We start from the raw sequence: 15,923 nt of genomic DNA, 5'->3' as shown, positions 1-15,923 counted from the left end.
GCCCTTCTTGCCCGAGCGCGGTTGTGGTTTCAATGCCTGCACCGGGTCGAATTGGTGACACTTGCCGTGTGAAACCGAAAACACCCTTTGCGGTCAGGTCTTAACGGAATAACATCCCTGAAAAAACTATTATCAGGTCGGGCCCCCGACCGGGAGGCAGCATGCGTCTTACTTGTCCGAATTGTGGTGCTCAGTACGAAGTGCCAGACGAGGTCATTCCCGAGGAAGGCCGCGATGTGCAGTGTTCCAACTGCGAAAAGACTTGGTTTCAGGCCAAATACCCCGAAACTGCATCTGAACCGGTAAGGCCGGAACCGCCCGCGGACGAACCCGCGGCAAAGGCGGAAACGCCAGAGATTGTCGCGAAACCTGTCGAAGAGCCCAAATCAGAGCCCGAACCTGCCGCAGCTTCCTCGACCGGCAATGTCGACCCGGCGGTTGCCAACATCCTCAAGGAAGAAGCGGCCCGCGAAGCAGACCTGCGCGCCCACGAAGGCGGTAGCCTTGAGACGCAGACCGATTTGGCACTCGACGCGCCGCCCGAAGTGGAAAAAGCCGCTAAGGACCTGATCGCGACAGAAACCGCAAAGGATTTCGGTCAGAAAGACGCGTTGCCGGACATCGAGGCAATCAATTCCAGCCTACGCAGCGACGACCCCCTGCCAAAGCTGGACGAAGACATGCCCCCACCGCGCAAGTCTGGCGGATTCCGGCGCGGGTTCCTGCTGATTCTGATTATCGGCGTGATCCTGTTGCTGATCTACAGCAATTCTCAGAAGATTTCCGAAGCGGTGCCGCAGGCTGATCCGGTTCTCAACAGCTATGTCTCTCTGGTGGATCAGGCGCGTTTGTGGCTTGAGGCACAGACCGGGTCTGGCACCTCTCAGAACTGACTTAGATCAGAACCTCTCTAACAGGCGTTTGAGGTATTCAAGTTCGATCTGGGGGCGATCCGATTCCCCAGTCCGGCGACGGATTTCGTCCAGCAATTCGCGAGCGCGGCGATAGACATCTTCACCCTGCAGCAGATTTTCATCGGTCGAGATTGTGCCATTGGCCCCCGGGCTACGGCCCAGCGGATCACGGTTGTCGGCTTGCATATCTCCTTCCTGCGACCCTTGGCCCGGCTGGTTCTGCTGGTTTTGAGCCAGTGCTTCGCCCAGGGATCGCATGCCCTCGCGCAGGGCCTCCATCGCTTCGGACTGTTGGTCGATTGCTTCGGCCAGATCATCGCCGCGCAGGGCTTCCTCGGCACCCTCCATCGCGCGCCCGGCACGGTCCAGCGCATCGCGCGCGGCGTCACCTTCGGGCGTTCCGGTTCCGGGCAATCCTTGCTGCTGGCGGTTCAGCTCGTCGCGTAAGGCCTGTTGGCGATCCGCAAGTGACCCCTGGCCTTGCTGGCTGCCGCCGCCCTGTTCGTCAGTCCCCTGACCCTGACCGCCTTGTCCTTCGTGGCTCTGACCCCGGCCCTGCCCACCCGAGCGGCCTTCGTTGCCCTGGCTTTCGCCGGCTTGCGCGCCGGGGTTGAACTGTTCCTGTAGGTCACGGAAGGCCTGATCGCTCAGACCCTGCTGTTCGCGCAGAGTTTCGGCCAATCCTTCCATCGCCTGCTGGCCTTCGGACTGTTGCCCCTGACCCTGGCCCTGGGTAACGCGCATATTCTCCATCATCTGCTGGAACTCTTCCAGCGCTTGCTGCGCCTCGGCCATGCGGCCCTGTTCCATCAGCTCTTGAATACGGTCCATCATGCGCTGCAGGTCGTCCTGCGTCATTTGCATGGACTCGCCGTCCTGACCTTGCTGGTTCTCGTCGAAATCGCCGTTTTCCTGCGCCAGACGCTGCAATTGGCGCATGTAGTCCTGCGTTGCCTCGCGCAGTTCTTGCATCAACTCGGCGATCTCTTCATCAGTGGCACCGTTTTTCATCGCTTCAGTCAGACGTTCCTGCGCGCGGCGCATACGCTCCAGCGCGTCGGCAAGAGTGCCGTCTTCGATCAGAACGCCTAGCTCCCAAAGCGCCTCGGCGATTTCTGCCTGCTGTTCCTGTTTCAGGCCGTACTCGTTGAACATTTCCAACCGGCGTAGGATCACGCGTAAGCGCAGATAGGCGGTGTCGGACCGGAAAAGCTCTTCGGGCAGGTGCGATACCGCCCGCAGCAGCTGCGAAACCCGGGTCGCGTTTTCGCGCGTCCACAGCAGATCGCGGCGCTGTTCGATCACGGCAGCGGCCAGCGGGTCAAAGAACCGACGGGCGGGCAGCGCGGTCGCATAAGGCTCGGATTGCCCCTCTTGATCCGCCGCGTCTCGGGCCATCAAAGTGATTTTCACAGGCAAATGCGCCCATGGGTGTTGTGAAAAATCCTCGATAAGGTCTTCGGTGAAATCCGCCCGGTCGCCGGTGATCGGCATGGGTAGTTCAACCGTTATGACCTCGCGCGGCTCAGGCGCAGCCGTCAGACCATACTGCCGGTCGACTGAGGCCAGATCCAATTCGATCACAGCTGAGCCGGATACCACGCCATAATCATCGCTGGCAGCAAATGGCAGTTTCATCTGACCGCCGGCCTCGGACTCGGCGGAACCGGCCACGGCCACCTGTGGGCGGGTATCCGCAACAACGTTTAGCGCCCAGTCGCGGCCCGATGGGCCGTCGATTTTGAACTGGCCCGAGCGTTCGACGACAAAATCCTGCTCCGGCTCGGTGGCCGCCTCAGTACCCAAAGGCGTGGTGGTTTCCGTCAAACTGTGCCCGCCGATTTCTCCGTAGAAGCGCAGAGTGATACGGCTGCCCTGCGGGACAGACAGTGTTGGATCGGATTGATCAGCCAGATACAGCGTCGGTAGCCCGGTGTAACGCGGCGGCTCAACCCAGCCTTCCCAGCTGGGGCCTTGCCCTGCCACGGCAGCGCCCGGCGCCATTTCGGCCACCGAGCCGATGCGCCAGAACGAACCGAACATCGCTGCGATCACCAGCGCCAGCAACGCCGAATAGCGCAACGCATAGGGGTCGCGATCCGCCAGCCGCAAATCGGGTTTGACAGGTTCCGCCTGCGCAACACGTCGCGCCATCCTATTCTGGTGCGCCCGCCACAGTGCAACGGAATCCGCGTCCATCGCGCCGATGGCTTGATCGTCTATCAAAGCTTGAATCGGCCGACCGGGCAGTGCCGCATCCAGCCGCATCAGCGCTTCGGCCCGTGTGGGGAAATGAAATCGCCTTGCGCCAACAAACAGCGTCGCGGCCAATCCCAGCAGTGCTACCGCGCCCACGCCCCAGACAATTTCAACGCGGACCTCGTCCTGCAAGCCCAGCATCAAAGCCGCCAGAATCGCCATCAAAACCGAGAAAAACGGCCAAAACGCGCGCAAAAACTGCTCGGCCAGCATCCCTGCGTGCGTCAGCCACAGGGACAGTCTTGGGATCGGCAGGTTGTGTTTTGCGCGCAAAGCGGGCCTCCTGATCGGGCCCACGCGCCTATCGCGTCAAAGCCACTCAGGTATGGTATCGCGGTTTATGATTTCGTCAAAGCTTGGCCGTTCACGAATAACTGCAAATTGATCCCCGTGCACCAGAACCTCGGGGATCAGGGGGCGGGTATTGTATTCGCTGGACATCACCGCGCCATAGGCCCCGGCACTACGGAACGCGACCAAATCGCCTGGCGCAAGGGGCGGCATGTTGCGTTCCTTTGCAAAAGTATCTCCGCTTTCGCAAACCGGGCCGACAATGTCATAGGGTTGCTGTTCAACGCCCGGAGCGGGTTCCTGCACGGCCACAATATCGTGATGCGCCTCGTACATCGCCGGGCGGATCAGGTCGTTCATCGCGCCGTCGAGGATCAGAAAATCGCGGCCCTCGCCAGATTTCACGTAAATTACCTTGCTGACCATCAGACCGGCGTTTCCGGCAATCAGCCGGCCGGGTTCGATCTCGATCTCACAGCCCAGATGGCCCAGCGTTTTCTTGATCAACGCGCCATACTCCAACGGCAACGGTGGTGCGTCATTGGCGCGGGTGTATGGAATACCCAATCCCCCGCCCAGATCAAGGCGGCGGATATTGTGCCCCTCGGACCGCAGCTTTTCGGTAAGTTCGGCGACCTTGGTGTAGGCCATCTCGAACGGCTCTAACTCGGTCAGTTGCGAGCCGATATGGACGTCGATACCGATCACCTCCAGCCCCGGAAGGCTGGCTGCGTGGGCATAAACCTCAGATGCGCGTGCGATCGGAATCCCAAACTTGTTCTCAGACTTGCCAGTCGCGATCTTGGCATGGGTCTTGGCGTCTACGTCCGGATTCACCCGAACGGTGATCGGCGCGACCACACCCAGTTCCAACGCGATGGCGTTGATCACTTCCATCTCAGGTTCGGATTCCACGTTGAACTGGCGGATACCGCCGCTCAGCGCAGCGCGAATCTCATCGGCGGTTTTGCCAACGCCCGAGAACACGATCTTGTCGCCCTGCACGCCCGCCGCCCTGGCACGCAGGTATTCCCCGCCCGATACCACGTCCATCCCCGCACCGGCCTGTGCCAGCGTCTTAAGGATCGCCTGATTGCTGGCCGCCTTCATCGCATAGCAGACCAGATGATCCATGCCGTCCAGCGCATCGTCGAACAGCTGGAAATGCCGCAATAACGTCGCGGTGGAGTAAACATAGAATGGTGTTCCGACCGCAGCTGCGATTTCGGAAATCGGGACATCCTCGGCGTAAAGCGCGCCGTCGCGGTAGAGAAAGTGATCCATGACTGCGCGCTTAGACCAAAATGGCCACTCGGATCAATGGATTCCGCGCAAGATCAGTTCGATGTGGAAACACCGACCCGGCCATAGCCCGAGATTTTGATGCCGTTCCCGGTTGATGTCTCTGCGGGCTCAGGGCGGGGTTTATATGTTGGGTCGCAGGCTGCCAGTACGACTAGCGAGAGGATCAGGCCGATGGTTTTCATTGTCTTGACTTCTTTTTTGAATTTGGCGCTCGGCCACTATGCCGTTCAAATATGCATGGTTATGCGAGATTGCTATCGACGATTACAGCCCCAGGAAAACGCCGAGCCCGCCGCGTCGTAGGCCGACCCCGACACCGCCATAGGTGCCGCTGCTGCCGACACCGATATTTGCGCTCATCGTGGGTTGGATGGGTTCGCCGTCCGCTCCGCAGCCGGCCAGAAGAGCCCCGGCCGAAATAAGAAGCACCACACGTAGTATCCGCATCACACCAGCGCCTTCCACCGCTTGACCTGGGCACGCACCTGATCTGGTGCCGTGCCGCCATAAGACTGGCGTGAGTTTACCGAATTTTCGACGGTAAGGACAGAATAGACATTGTCGGTGATGTCCGCATGGACCGATTGCATGTCTTCCAGCGTCAGATCAGGCAGGTCACAACCCTTGCTTTCCGCCATGGCGACCAGCGATCCGGTAACGTGGTGCGCGTCGCGGAACGGCAGGCCCGGCACACGGACCAGCCAATCGGCCAGATCGGTCGCAGTCGAAAAACCAGACCCTGCGGCGGCAGCAAGGCTTTCGCGGTTGGCCGTCATGTCCTTGACCATGCCTTCCATCGCGGCCAGAGCAAGCATCCAGTTGTCGGCGGCGTCAAACACCTGTTCCTTGTCTTCCTGCATGTCCTTGGAATACGCCAGCGGCAATCCCTTCATAACCATCATCAGCGCAGTATTGGCGCCGTAAATCCGACCCACTTTGGCACGGATCAGTTCTGCGGCATCAGGGTTCTTTTTCTGCGGCATAATCGACGATCCGGTCGAGAACCGGTCAGAAAGCGTAACAAACCGGAACTGAGCCGAAGACCAGATGACCAACTCTTCGGCAAAGCGCGACAAGTGCACAGCGCAGATTGAGGCGGTCGACAGGAATTCGAGCGCGAAATCACGGTCGCTGACCGCATCCAGTGAGTTGGCGGCGGGGCGGTCAAAGCCCAGCGCCTCAGCCGTCATCTGACGATCGATGGGGAAGGACGTTCCAGCCAGCGCGGCTGCACCCAAGGGGGATTCGTTCATCCGGGCGCGGGCATCGCGGACGCGGGACAGATCGCGGCCAAACATCTCGACATATGCCATCATGTGATGGCCCCATGTGACGGGCTGCGCAACCTGCAAATGGGTGAAGCCGGGCATGACCCAATCAGCGCCAACCTCAGCCTGCGCCAAAAGCGCGCGGATCAGGGCCAGCAGGCCGGATTCAGCCGCATCAAACTGATCGCGGACCCATAGTTTGAAATCGGTCGCCACCTGATCATTGCGCGACCGGCCTGTGTGCAAACGGCCTGCGGGCTCTCCGATCACTTCTTTCAAGCGCGCCTCGACATTCATGTGGATGTCTTCCAGCGCGGTCGAGAACTGAAATTCTCCGTTCTGGATTTCTGACAAAACGGTGAGCAGCCCTTCCCGAATAGCCTGCGCATCACTATCAGTAATAACACCTGTGGCAGCCAGCATGGCGGCATGGGCACGCGAGCCTGCAATGTCCTGGGCTGCCATCCGCTGATCGAACCCGATCGAGGCATTGATAGCCTCCATGATCGCGTCTGGACCGGCGGCAAAGCGGCCGCCCCACATCTGGTTCGAAGATTGATCGGTCATGTAAGAAAACCCGGAGTTGATATGCGCCTATTTCGTCTGATCCCCCTTTATATGGCCCTTGCGTTGGGTGCAAACGCGGCTTTGGCCACGGATGCCGAAACTCTGGCACCGCTCCGGGAGGACTCCCTGAAGCGGCTGATCCTGCACAAAGAGCCAAAGCCAGTCGAAGCAGTTGAATTTGAGCTTGAGGATGACGGCGGCACCGCGACGCTTGCGGATTACAAGGGCAAGTATGTTCTGCTGAACTTCTGGGCCACTTGGTGTGCGCCGTGCCGCAAGGAAATGCCCCAGATCGCCGAGCTGCAAGAAGAGTTCGGCGGCGACAAGTTCGAGGTCGTAACTCTGGCCACGGGGCGCAACTCGCCAGCCGGGATCAAGAAGTTTTTCGAGGAAAACGGCATCGACAACCTGCCCCGTCATCAGGACCCCCAATCGGCAGTTGCACGCAAAATGGGCGTGATCGCCCTGCCAATCACTGTCATTCTGGACCCCGACGGCAATGAAATCGCCCGCCTGATCGGAGATGCCGAGTGGAACTCGGACAGCGCCAAGGCGATCATTTCAACCCTTGTAGAGGGCAACAGCTGAAGCATCAGGCCTTCCTGAACGTTTTGTGTTATGCTGAAACCGGCCCAGATGGGCCGGTTTTCGTTTGCAACCTGAAGGAAGGGGAGACGACGATGAAACCGGTAGTTCTGTTGATTGGAAAATTGCCCAACGTGATCGGTGATGTTGCGCGTCAATTGGATCACCTTCCGATCCAATGGCTTGGCGCGCATGATCAGGAAGAAGTCAAACGGCAGCTGGACGAAGAGCCGCGCATCGCCTGCGCGATCATGGGTGCCGGTCTTGATGACAGGATGCGCGGCGAGATGGTGGGAATAATCGCGGCGCGCAGGCCCGATATCTGTATCCACCTCAAGGATCGCGCCTCAGGGTCGGACGGATTGGTGCCGTTTGTCCAGCGAGTTGTCCAGTATGAGGTTCTGGACAGTCTGGAACATAGCTGACGCGACGCCACCTTTGACAGCCTGCCTGCCGATTTGCACTCTGCCGCGCAGGAGGACGGAATGCCGCTTGAAATTCTATTGGTTCTGGTGGTCGGGGGCATCGCCGGGATAACCCTGTTGCTGCACCTGACAGGTAGATCCCGATTGCGCGTGCTATCGCCCGAATTGGCGTGGTCAGAATGGCTGCGCCATGCGCCGGATGATGCGATCATCGAAGTCACCGTTGCACATGACGGGCACGCGGCCCTGATCCGAACCGAAACAGGAAATGGTCTGCTGTGGTCTTTTGGTGCAGACACCGTTGCCCGGCACCTGCTGGACTTTGATCTGCTGGATCACCCGCAAGGGTTCCAGGTTCAATTTCACGACTTCGGAACGCCCAAAGCCATAATCCACCTTGACGAACGCGAACGCCGCCACTGGCAGCACCTGATGGAGCCCGCATGACCGACCACGTGACTTTCCCGGACGCCGTGCAGTGGGCCGTCCCCTTTTTCATAGCTGCTATTCTGGCCGAGTTTCTGTGGATCGCCGTCAAAGGACGCGGCGGCCGCTATGAGACGCGGGACGCTGTCACATCGCTGATCATGGGGGCTGGCAACATCGCATCCGGCTTTTTGTTGGGGTTCATCGCCTATGCATTCTTCATGTGGCTGTGGCAGATCACGCCGCTAAACCTGGGCACCTCTATCCCCGTTATCCTTCTGTGCTTTGTGCTGGATGATTTCCGCTATTACTGGGTGCACCGCTTTGGTCACCGCATTCGCTGGGTCTGGGCCAGCCACGTGAACCACCACAGCTCGCAGCACTACAACCTTACCACCGCCCTGCGTCAGACATGGACCTATACGTTTACCTTCATGATGGTGGTTCGCGCGCCTCTGATACTGCTAGGGTTTCACCCGGCGATGGTGCTTTTCGTGGGTGGTTTGAACTTGATCTATCAGTTCTGGATTCATACCGAAGCCATCGGCAAGATGCCCCGCTGGTTTGAGGCGGTGATGAACACGCCCAGCCACCACCGCGCCCATCATGGTCGCAATGCACGCTACCTGGACTGCAACTATGCCGGCGTTTTCATCATCTGGGACAAGCTGTTCGGGACCTTCGTGCCGGAACAGGAAGACGACCGCGTCGATTACGGCCTGGTGCATAACATCGGCACCTTCAACCCGCTGCGCGTGGCCTTTCACGAATGGGTTGGAATTTGGCGCGACGCGACACAACCGGGCCTGACAATGCGTCAGCGGCTGGCTTACTGCTTTGCACCCCCCGGCTACAGCCATGATGGCAGCAGGGACAATTCCGAACAGATCAAAGCCAAGCATCTGGACCGCCACCCGGAAGATCGTGGAACGCCAGGATTCGAACAATTCGACACCAAACAGCCCAATACGCAGGCAAAACAGGCCTGATCCCGCCGACCTATCCGACCTGATTCTTGAAATCCGGGCCTCGCGTCCCATATCCAAACGATGTGTGCAGTGCGAGTAACCGGAGGCAACATGACCAGACTGACAACCCTTTCCACCGTTATGGGCCTTACCGGAGTGGTGCTCGCTATGTTGACGGCGTTGGCTGGAGGTGCGACGGGGATCGTCGCGTTGGGCTTTGGCATGATGTTTTTGGGCTTCATGGGTGCGCTGGTCGGTGGCTTTGCAGCGCTGGGACGCATCTGGGAAACGACACGGTAACCCAAGCCTGACCTTAAACAATTGCGTTTGTCTTAACCGCAGATTCATACCTTTCCTCTGAAATCGTCACCAGACCGGCGGCACTAAAGGAAACGGGTTGTACATGCGGAAGAAGGTACTGGCAGATTTGCCCGAAGGTGGGGACAGCCCCTTGAACGCGGCTGTCAAATCCCGCGATGCCTCGACGATTGAAATGGCGACCGAAGCGGTGAAGCACAAACAGTGCAAACTGGCCTTTCAACCGGTGATGCAGGCGAACAGGCCGCATGACGTGGCCTTCTACGAAGGCTTCATCAGAGTGCTGGACGAAACCGGTCGGGTCATCCCCGCGCGCGAGTTCATGCCACAACTGGAAAACACTCCAATCGGGCGCGAGCTGGACTGTGTCGCGCTTGAAATGGGATTGCGGACGCTGACCAAAAACCCCGACATTCGCCTGTCCATCAACATGTCAGCCCGTTCGATCGGTTACGCGCGATGGTCACGTGTGCTGGAGCGGTTTTTGAAGAAAGATGCCAATATCGGCGAAAGGCTGATCATGGAAATCTCAGAAAGCTCGGCCATGACGGTGCCTGAGCTGGTGATCGATTTCATGGACCGGCTGCAGCCGCGCGGAATCGCCTTTGCGCTTGATGATTTTGGGGCAAGCAATTTCAGCTTTCGAAATTTTCGCGAGTTTTTCTTTGATGCCGCCAAGATTGATGGCCAATTCATCCACGGAATCGGCGAAAATCCGGACAATCAGGCGCTGGTGCGGGCCTTGATCGCCGTGGCGCGGGAATTCGAGATTCTGGTGACCGCCGAATCAGTCGAAACACAGAAGGATGCCGAATTCCTTATCGCCAACGGCGTCGACTGCCTGCAGGGGTTCCTGTTTGGCGCCCCTACCGTTTCCGCCCCGTGGAAGGCGGAAAAGCGCAAACATACAGCCAGTTAGAGTGATTTATCCGGTCCACGCCCGACCTGAGGCAAGCTGACCGTTGCTGCAACTGCAGCGTTGCGCTATGCCATGTGGAGTTGGAGCGGGGAACATGAGGCGCTCTTACTGCCACAGAGTTATCTTTGTGCGATCCGCGCCGTCGAATATCCCGCAGGACCTTGACGGTAAAGGATTGTCTAAATGACCAACGTAGTAATCGCATCCGCCGCGCGTACCGGAGTGGGCAGCTTTGGCGGCTCGTTTGCAAACACACCAGCGCATGATCTTGGGGCCGCCGTACTGGAGGCCGTAGTAGAACGCGCAGGCGTGGAAAAGGGCGAAGTCAGCGAAACCATTCTGGGACAGGTGCTGACGGCAGCTCAGGGTCAGAACCCCGCCCGTCAGGCACATATCAACGCCGGTCTGCCACAGGAAAGCGCAGCATGGGGCCTCAACCAAGTTTGCGGCTCTGGTCTGCGGGCCGTTGCTTTGGGTGCTCAGCACATCCAACTGGGCGACGCCGATATCGTTGCTGCCGGTGGTCAGGAAAACATGACACTTTCGCCCCACGCCGCCGCTCTGCGTGCCGGTCAAAAGATGGGCGACATGAAATACATCGACACGATGATCCGCGATGGTTTGTGGGATGCGTTCAATGGCTATCACATGGGCCAGACCGCTGAAAACGTCGCCGAGAAATGGCAGATCAGCCGTGACATGCAGGACGAATTCGCCGTCGCGTCGCAGAACAAGGCTGAAGCCGCGCAAAAGGCTGGCAAGTTCGCCGACGAAATCACGCCCTTTACCATCAAGACCCGCAAGGGCGACATCGTGATGGACGCTGACGAATACATCCGCCATGGCGCCACCATGGAAGCGATGGCAAAGCTGCGCCCGGCCTTCACCAAGGACGGTTCGGTCACGGCCGCAAACGCATCCGGCCTGAATGACGGCGCGGCGGCGACGCTGCTGATGTCGGCCGAGAATGCTGAAAAGCGTGGAATCGAGCCGCTGGCCCGTATCGCATCCTATGCAACCGCCGGTCTGGACCCGTCGATCATGGGTGTGGGCCCGATCTACGCCTCGCGCAAAGCACTGGAAAAAGCGGGCTGGTCCGTTGACGATCTGGATCTGGTCGAGGCGAACGAAGCCTTTGCCGCACAAGCTTGCGCCGTGAACAAGGACATGGGCTGGGATCCGTCGATCTTAAACGTGAACGGCGGCGCCATTGCCATCGGTCACCCGATCGGCGCTTCGGGCTGCCGTGTTCTGAACACGCTGCTCTTCGAAATGAAACGCCGCGACGCGAAGAAAGGTCTCGCCACTCTCTGCATTGGCGGCGGCATGGGCGTCGCCCTGTGCGTGGAGCGCGACTAATTGCGTTGATAACCAAATAAAAAAGGGCGCCCATTGGGCGCCCTTTTTTGTTACATTGGGCCCTTAACCCAAAGATGCGACGATATTGCCAAGCGGAAAATCAAATTTCATGACGAAACAATATTGCGCACGATCACCTCTCAAAGTAACAGCATTACCAAGACGACTTAAATTGGAGGATTCCTAAATGGCACGTACAGCACTCGTTACCGGCGGCTCCCGCGGCATCGGCGCAGCAATTTCCAAGGCGCTCAAGGCCGAAGGGTACAATGTTGCAGCCACCTATGCGGGGAACGACGAAGCCGCCGCGAAGTTCACCGAAGAGACCGGCATCTCCACCTACAAGTGGAACGTCGCTGATTACGACGAATCCAAAGCCGGAATTGAAAAAGTCGAATCTGAAGTCGGCCCCATCGACATCGTGGTGGCCAACGCGGGCATCACCCGCGATGCACCGTTCCACAAGATGACCCCGGAACAGTGGCACCAGGTCATCGACACCAACCTGACCGGCGTGTTCAACACCGTGCACCCCGTCTGGAACGGCATGCGCGAGCGTAAGTTCGGCCGTGTCATCGTCATCAGCTCGATCAATGGTCAGAAGGGCCAGTTCGCTCAGGTGAACTATGCCGCGACCAAAGCAGGCGATCTGGGCATCGTGAAATCGCTGGCGCAAGAAGGCGCGCGTGCAGGCATTACCGCCAACGCGATCTGCCCCGGCTATATCGCAACCGAGATGGTGATGGCTGTTCCCGAAAAAGTCCGCGAATCCATTATCGGCCAGATCCCAGCAGGTCGCCTGGGTGAGCCCGAAGAAATCGCACGCTGTGTGGCGTTCCTGGCATCCGACGATTCTCAGTTCATCAATGGCTCGACCATCTCGGCCAACGGTGCGCAATTCTTCGTCTGATCTGAAGCGTAGAAAAGACAACGGGCCGGTCCATTGCGGACCGGCCCTTTTTTATCCCGTAAGAACGCGCGCGCTGCGCTCAGCGGGAACCGAATAGCCACATAAGGGCGTGTTTGATCATCTTGCCACGTTCAGCATGGGCCCGCTGAAAGGCACGGGCAGCTGCGGCGTTGGTCGTCATTTCGATCATGACAGTCTTCCTTTCAGTTCAGCTGTGTTTGACTTGAACCCAATATGCGCCTTATCAAGAAAGGCGACAAACGAGCTTTCTTTGAGTTTCAGTTAAGATATTCTTGTGTATTGATGAGCAACTATCTTCCCCCAATCACCGCCTTGCGTGCCTTCGACGCCGCAGCACGCCACATGTCCTTTGCCAAAGCCGCAGAGGAGCTGCGCGTGACCCCGGCAGCCCTGTCTTTCCAGATCAAATCACTGGAGGAACATCTGGGTCGGCCCTTGTTTCACCGCTTGAACCGCGCGGTTGAGCTGACAGAGGCCGGACGCGCCCTTGCCCCCGGCGCGGCCGAAGGATTCGCCGCATTGCAGACGGCATGGCAAGCTGCGCGCCGACAGGGCAACGATACCTCGCTGACCGTGACAGCAGGCCCGGCGCTGACAGCCAAGTGGCTGGCACCGCGCCTGTATGAATTTGCAAGGGCGCATCCCGAGATTGATCTCAAGTTCTCGGCAACATTGCGGATCATGGACCTTGAACGTGATGATGTGGATGTCGCCATTCGGTTTGGTTACGGTGGCGATGAAGGGCTGTATTCCTTACAAGTTCGCAAGGAATGGCTGACCCCGGTAATGACACCAGATCTGGCCGAGCAATTCCCCACCCCCGACAGCCTGCGGTACGCACCATTGATCTTCGACGATTCGATTGCGTTCCTGCAACCGCCCAGCGATTGGCCAACCTGGTTCCGCGCGGTCGGAGTGGATTATGCCCCAACACATGGAGCGCATTTTTCGAACGCAGACCACGCAATTGATGCCGCGGTTGCGGGCGTGGGCGTGGTACTGGGTCGCCGGGCTATGATCTTGAAGGACCTTACCGAGGGGCGTCTTGTTGCTCCGTTCAAGACGGCTATCGAAACACAAGGCCGGTTTCGGTTTCTGTGCTTGCCAGGTGCAGAAGACAGACCCCAGATCGCCGCTTTCCGCGACTGGTTCATGGCCGAAATTGAAAAGACCGCGCATATCTCGGACGAATTCAACATCATACCGGTCCAAGAGGTTCAATGCCTATGACCAAGTCGCGCGCTACAGCCATCGGGTTTGCCGCCGTCTTGCTGTGGTCGCTGCTGGCCTTGTTCACCGTCGGGTCATCCCCCACGCCGCCACTGTTGCTGAATGCAATCTGCTTTTCGATTGGTGGAACACTTGGCCTGATCTGGACTTGGCGCAGCAGTGGGTTGCGGCAATTGCGGGACGTGCCGTGGACCACCTATCTGTTCGGCACAATCGGGTTGTTCGGCTATCACGTACTATATTTCTCGGCCCTTCGCATGGCCCCGGCGGCCGAGGCTGGTCTGATCGCATATCTCTGGCCGTTGCTCATCGTGTTGTTTTCCGGGCTTTTGCCGGGCGAACACCTGCGCATCGGACATTTGTTCGGCGCATGTCTGGGGTTTGCAGGGGCTGCCGTGATCATCGCCGGGGGTGGCACCGGGTTTCAGACCGACCACCTGCCCGGCTACGCCTTGGCCTTGTTATGCGCGTTGACGTGGTCTGGATACTCGGTCCTGTCGCGTCGGCTGGGCGATACACCAACCAGCTCTGTCGCCGTTTTCTGCATTGCGACTGCCATCGCGTCCGCCGCGCTGCACCTAGCTGTCGAAGATACCGTCTGGCCTGACAACGCCTCTGGCTGGGCGTCAGTGATCGCCTTGGGTCTGGGGCCGGTGGGGTTGGCGTTCTATGTCTGGGATATTGGGGTCAAGCAAGGCGACATACAGCTCTTGGGGACGGCGTCGTACGCGGCACCCTTGTTATCTACGCTAGCTTTGGTTGTGGCCGGGATCGCCGCCCCGTCCTGGGGTCTGGCGATCGCGGCCCTATTGATTACTGGCGGCGCGGCCATTGCCGCGCGGGCGAGTATGAAAACCTAGGCTGATAGGCGTTCGATCTCTTCTTTTAGCCTTAGTTTTTGTTTTTTGAGTTGAGCGATATGGAGATCATCGATACCTGGCGCGCGTTGGGCTTGTTCAACTTCAAGACCGAGAGTTTCGTGCTTTTTCTTCAGTTCGGTCAGATGTGCGCTCACGCTCATGGCGATACTCCTTCGTTGGTGTCTCAGGTTCACGTAAGAAGTTGACCACATCGTTTCCAGCCTGTCACGCCGCAGACGCACAGAATCTGTAATAAATCCGACAAATTCGGCTGGTTAATGCCTATTGATCAGAAAACCCCGGCAGCGAGGCCCCTTTGCGCAACACGTCTGAGACCTTTGGCGTATAGCTTTCCCCATCATGTTCGTGCCGATCCCCGTCGTGTAAAACGACTGGCGCACGCAGCTGAAAATCGGCGCGGCCGCCCTTTCTGGCTCGTAAAATTACCAATTCTGCCTTGCGACCGGCTCTGGCGGCCAGTGGCAGGACTTCAACCGATCCCAACCGCCCTTCGCATGCCATCAATATGTCGGGAAGACGGTTGGCTTTCTGGATCATATGCAAGTACCCGCGGGGCGCGAGGCGCTTGGCCGCGCAGTCAATCCATGTCTCCAAAGGCGTTTGCTCGCCCAATGCAATACTACGCCCCGTGTCATCGGCCGGGCTATGCGCGCCAGCACGGTAATAAGGCGGGTTTGCGAGTACATGATCGAATTGCCGCTGTTTGAGCGTAGCTGGCAATGCACTGATATCGGCCTCGACTACCTCCAGCGGCGCGTCATTTTCCGCGGCGTTTCGGCGTGCCAATTCTGCATAGCTTGCCTGTAACTCGACCCCAACGGCCTGCAGACCCGGCACGCGGGCCAGCAGGCACAGGATCGCGGCACCCGCGCCACAGCCTAGTTCCAACACGGTGTGACCACGTGTCGCCGGGACGACCGCTGCCAGCAAAACCGGGTCAACCCCCGCGCGATATCCTGCGCGCGGCTGCAACAAACGCACACGCCCGCCCAGAAAATCATTTTGGGTCAATTCACTATCGGAAAACAGGTTCATCTGCCCAGAGGGATTTCGTTGTCACGCATTACCCGTTCTGCGCGGGTCAGGTCATCGGCCCGCACCATCAGGCGGCGCGGAAAGATTCCTATGCCTCCTTCGAGGATGCTCATATTTACGTCCATCTGAAAGCAGTCTATATCCTCGCCCTCAAGAAGGGCGGAAGCAAAGGCCAGAATCGTCGGATCGGTGCTGCGCAAAAGTTCTTTCATGGGGATGGATGTAAGGGCAAGGCAAGGCGG

The 15,923-nt window shown here is 58.7% G+C and carries 19 protein-coding genes; 11 read left to right on the top strand and 8 right to left on the bottom strand.

Annotation, left to right across the window (positions count from 1 at the left end):
• Nucleotides 1-161 precede the first annotated feature (161 nt).
• Nucleotides 162-893 (top strand): zinc-ribbon domain-containing protein, encoded by a 732-nt coding sequence (locus AC2FJC_RS06775; RefSeq protein WP_496738901.1) that lies wholly within the window; start codon nt 162-164, stop codon nt 891-893.
• 6 nt (nt 894-899) lie between these two features.
• Here the strand turns inward: AC2FJC_RS06775 and AC2FJC_RS06770 are convergent, their stop codons facing one another.
• From AC2FJC_RS06770 to argH, 5 genes are all read right to left on the bottom strand, one after another.
• Complete coding sequence (locus AC2FJC_RS06770; protein ID WP_496738900.1) at nt 900-3,446, bottom strand: TIGR02302 family protein; 2,547 nt, start codon at nt 3,444-3,446, stop codon at nt 900-902.
• Nucleotides 3,447-3,482: 36 nt separating this feature from the next.
• A complete protein-coding gene (lysA, locus tag AC2FJC_RS06765) occupies nt 3,483-4,748 on the bottom strand; it encodes a diaminopimelate decarboxylase (RefSeq protein WP_496738899.1) in 1,266 nt (421 codons plus the stop codon).
• 53 nt (nt 4,749-4,801) lie between these two features.
• Nucleotides 4,802-4,951 carry a hypothetical protein gene (locus tag AC2FJC_RS06760; protein WP_496722927.1) on the bottom strand — a complete coding sequence of 50 codons (150 nt, stop codon included), beginning with the start codon at nt 4,949-4,951 and terminating at the stop codon, nt 4,802-4,804.
• An 82-nt stretch (nt 4,952-5,033) separates the two neighbouring features.
• A complete protein-coding gene (locus AC2FJC_RS06755) occupies nt 5,034-5,216 on the bottom strand; it encodes an argininosuccinate lyase (protein ID WP_496738898.1) in 183 nt (60 codons plus the stop codon).
• Entirely contained in the window at nt 5,216-6,604 is a 1,389-nt protein-coding gene (argH, locus tag AC2FJC_RS06750) for an argininosuccinate lyase (protein ID WP_496738897.1), read from the bottom strand. Before argH ends, AC2FJC_RS06755 begins: the two co-directional genes overlap by 1 nt.
• Before the next feature lie 21 nt (nt 6,605-6,625).
• On the opposite strand from argH, the gene AC2FJC_RS06745 reads away from it, so the two are divergent.
• The 10 genes from AC2FJC_RS06745 (at nt 6,626) to yddG (ending at nt 14,625) form a co-directional block, all read left to right on the top strand.
• Nucleotides 6,626-7,192, top strand: coding sequence for a TlpA disulfide reductase family protein (locus AC2FJC_RS06745; protein WP_496738896.1), 567 nt, complete (start codon nt 6,626-6,628; stop codon nt 7,190-7,192).
• Nucleotides 7,193-7,284: 92 nt separating this feature from the next.
• Nucleotides 7,285-7,614, top strand: coding sequence for a hypothetical protein (locus tag AC2FJC_RS06740; RefSeq protein WP_496738895.1), 330 nt, complete (start codon nt 7,285-7,287; stop codon nt 7,612-7,614).
• A gap of 60 nt (nt 7,615-7,674) precedes the next feature.
• Nucleotides 7,675-8,061 (top strand): hypothetical protein, encoded by a 387-nt coding sequence (locus AC2FJC_RS06735; protein ID WP_496738894.1) that lies wholly within the window; start codon nt 7,675-7,677, stop codon nt 8,059-8,061.
• Nucleotides 8,058-9,029 (top strand): sterol desaturase family protein, encoded by a 972-nt coding sequence (locus tag AC2FJC_RS06730; RefSeq protein WP_058278810.1) that lies wholly within the window; start codon nt 8,058-8,060, stop codon nt 9,027-9,029. The genes AC2FJC_RS06735 and AC2FJC_RS06730 overlap by 4 nt, the downstream gene beginning before the upstream one ends.
• A 90-nt stretch (nt 9,030-9,119) precedes the next feature.
• Nucleotides 9,120-9,308, top strand: coding sequence for a hypothetical protein (locus AC2FJC_RS06725; protein ID WP_496738893.1), 189 nt, complete (start codon nt 9,120-9,122; stop codon nt 9,306-9,308).
• 103 nt (nt 9,309-9,411) lie between these two features.
• The gene (locus AC2FJC_RS06720; RefSeq protein ID WP_496738892.1) at nt 9,412-10,245 is read left to right on the top strand and encodes an EAL domain-containing protein; all 834 of its coding nucleotides are present in this window, start codon (nt 9,412-9,414) and stop codon (nt 10,243-10,245) included.
• Between the two features lie 183 nt (nt 10,246-10,428).
• Nucleotides 10,429-11,604, top strand: a complete 1,176-nt coding sequence (locus AC2FJC_RS06715) for an acetyl-CoA C-acetyltransferase (protein WP_496738891.1) — start codon at nt 10,429-10,431, stop codon at nt 11,602-11,604.
• Between the two features lie 187 nt (nt 11,605-11,791).
• On the top strand, nt 11,792-12,514 hold the full coding sequence (gene phbB / locus AC2FJC_RS06710) for an acetoacetyl-CoA reductase (protein WP_496725806.1): 723 nt from the start codon (nt 11,792-11,794) through the stop codon (nt 12,512-12,514).
• Between the two features lie 303 nt (nt 12,515-12,817).
• Entirely contained in the window at nt 12,818-13,765 is a 948-nt protein-coding gene (locus tag AC2FJC_RS06705) for a transcriptional regulator GcvA (RefSeq protein WP_496738890.1), read from the top strand.
• Nucleotides 13,762-14,625 carry an aromatic amino acid exporter YddG gene (gene yddG, locus AC2FJC_RS06700; protein ID WP_496738889.1) on the top strand — a complete coding sequence of 288 codons (864 nt, stop codon included), beginning with the start codon at nt 13,762-13,764 and terminating at the stop codon, nt 14,623-14,625. The genes AC2FJC_RS06705 and yddG overlap by 4 nt, the downstream gene beginning before the upstream one ends.
• On the opposite strand, the gene AC2FJC_RS06695 is transcribed toward yddG, so the two are convergent.
• The 3 genes from AC2FJC_RS06695 to AC2FJC_RS06685 form a co-directional block, all read right to left on the bottom strand.
• Entirely contained in the window at nt 14,622-14,786 is a 165-nt protein-coding gene (locus AC2FJC_RS06695) for a YdcH family protein (protein WP_082649277.1), read from the bottom strand. The genes yddG and AC2FJC_RS06695 overlap by 4 nt on opposite strands.
• Nucleotides 14,787-14,907: 121 nt before the next feature.
• Nucleotides 14,908-15,681 (bottom strand): tRNA1(Val) (adenine(37)-N6)-methyltransferase, encoded by a 774-nt coding sequence (locus AC2FJC_RS06690; RefSeq protein WP_496738888.1) that lies wholly within the window; start codon nt 15,679-15,681, stop codon nt 14,908-14,910.
• Nucleotides 15,678-15,893: a putative signal transducing protein gene (locus AC2FJC_RS06685; protein WP_037316655.1), complete on the bottom strand. Its 216-nt coding sequence runs from the start codon at nt 15,891-15,893 to the stop codon at nt 15,678-15,680. The genes AC2FJC_RS06690 and AC2FJC_RS06685 overlap by 4 nt, the downstream gene beginning before the upstream one ends.
• Nucleotides 15,894-15,923: the final 30 nt, after the last annotated feature.

Source organism: Ruegeria sp. CDSB117, from assembly GCF_059611005.1.
This window is presented reverse-complemented; position numbering and strand designations above follow the sequence as displayed.

Excerpts from the sequence above, each read along its gene's own strand:
- AC2FJC_RS06695 (WP_082649277.1), bottom strand. The coding sequence starts at position 14,786 with ATGAGCGTGAGCGCACATCTGACCGAACTGAAGAAAAAGCACGAAACT.
- AC2FJC_RS06760 (WP_496722927.1), bottom strand. The coding sequence starts at position 4,951 with ATGAAAACCATCGGCCTGATCCTCTCGCTAGTCGTACTGGCAGCCTGC.
- AC2FJC_RS06715 (WP_496738891.1), top strand. The coding sequence starts at position 10,429 with ATGACCAACGTAGTAATCGCATCCGCCGCGCGTACCGGAGTGGGCAGC.
- AC2FJC_RS06740 (WP_496738895.1), top strand. The coding sequence starts at position 7,285 with ATGAAACCGGTAGTTCTGTTGATTGGAAAATTGCCCAACGTGATCGGT.
- argH (WP_496738897.1), bottom strand. The coding sequence starts at position 6,604 with ATGACCGATCAATCTTCGAACCAGATGTGGGGCGGCCGCTTTGCCGCC.
- AC2FJC_RS06745 (WP_496738896.1), top strand. The coding sequence starts at position 6,626 with ATGCGCCTATTTCGTCTGATCCCCCTTTATATGGCCCTTGCGTTGGGT.
- AC2FJC_RS06690 (WP_496738888.1), bottom strand. The coding sequence starts at position 15,681 with ATGAACCTGTTTTCCGATAGTGAATTGACCCAAAATGATTTTCTGGGC.
- AC2FJC_RS06720 (WP_496738892.1), top strand. The coding sequence starts at position 9,412 with ATGCGGAAGAAGGTACTGGCAGATTTGCCCGAAGGTGGGGACAGCCCC.
- phbB (WP_496725806.1), top strand. The coding sequence starts at position 11,792 with ATGGCACGTACAGCACTCGTTACCGGCGGCTCCCGCGGCATCGGCGCA.
- AC2FJC_RS06725 (WP_496738893.1), top strand. The coding sequence starts at position 9,120 with ATGACCAGACTGACAACCCTTTCCACCGTTATGGGCCTTACCGGAGTG.
- lysA (WP_496738899.1), bottom strand. The coding sequence starts at position 4,748 with ATGGATCACTTTCTCTACCGCGACGGCGCGCTTTACGCCGAGGATGTC.
- AC2FJC_RS06755 (WP_496738898.1), bottom strand. The coding sequence starts at position 5,216 with ATGCGGATACTACGTGTGGTGCTTCTTATTTCGGCCGGGGCTCTTCTG.
- AC2FJC_RS06705 (WP_496738890.1), top strand. The coding sequence starts at position 12,818 with ATGAGCAACTATCTTCCCCCAATCACCGCCTTGCGTGCCTTCGACGCC.
- AC2FJC_RS06685 (WP_037316655.1), bottom strand. The coding sequence starts at position 15,893 with ATGAAAGAACTTTTGCGCAGCACCGATCCGACGATTCTGGCCTTTGCT.
- AC2FJC_RS06775 (WP_496738901.1), top strand. The coding sequence starts at position 162 with ATGCGTCTTACTTGTCCGAATTGTGGTGCTCAGTACGAAGTGCCAGAC.
- AC2FJC_RS06730 (WP_058278810.1), top strand. The coding sequence starts at position 8,058 with ATGACCGACCACGTGACTTTCCCGGACGCCGTGCAGTGGGCCGTCCCC.
- AC2FJC_RS06735 (WP_496738894.1), top strand. The coding sequence starts at position 7,675 with ATGCCGCTTGAAATTCTATTGGTTCTGGTGGTCGGGGGCATCGCCGGG.
- yddG (WP_496738889.1), top strand. The coding sequence starts at position 13,762 with ATGACCAAGTCGCGCGCTACAGCCATCGGGTTTGCCGCCGTCTTGCTG.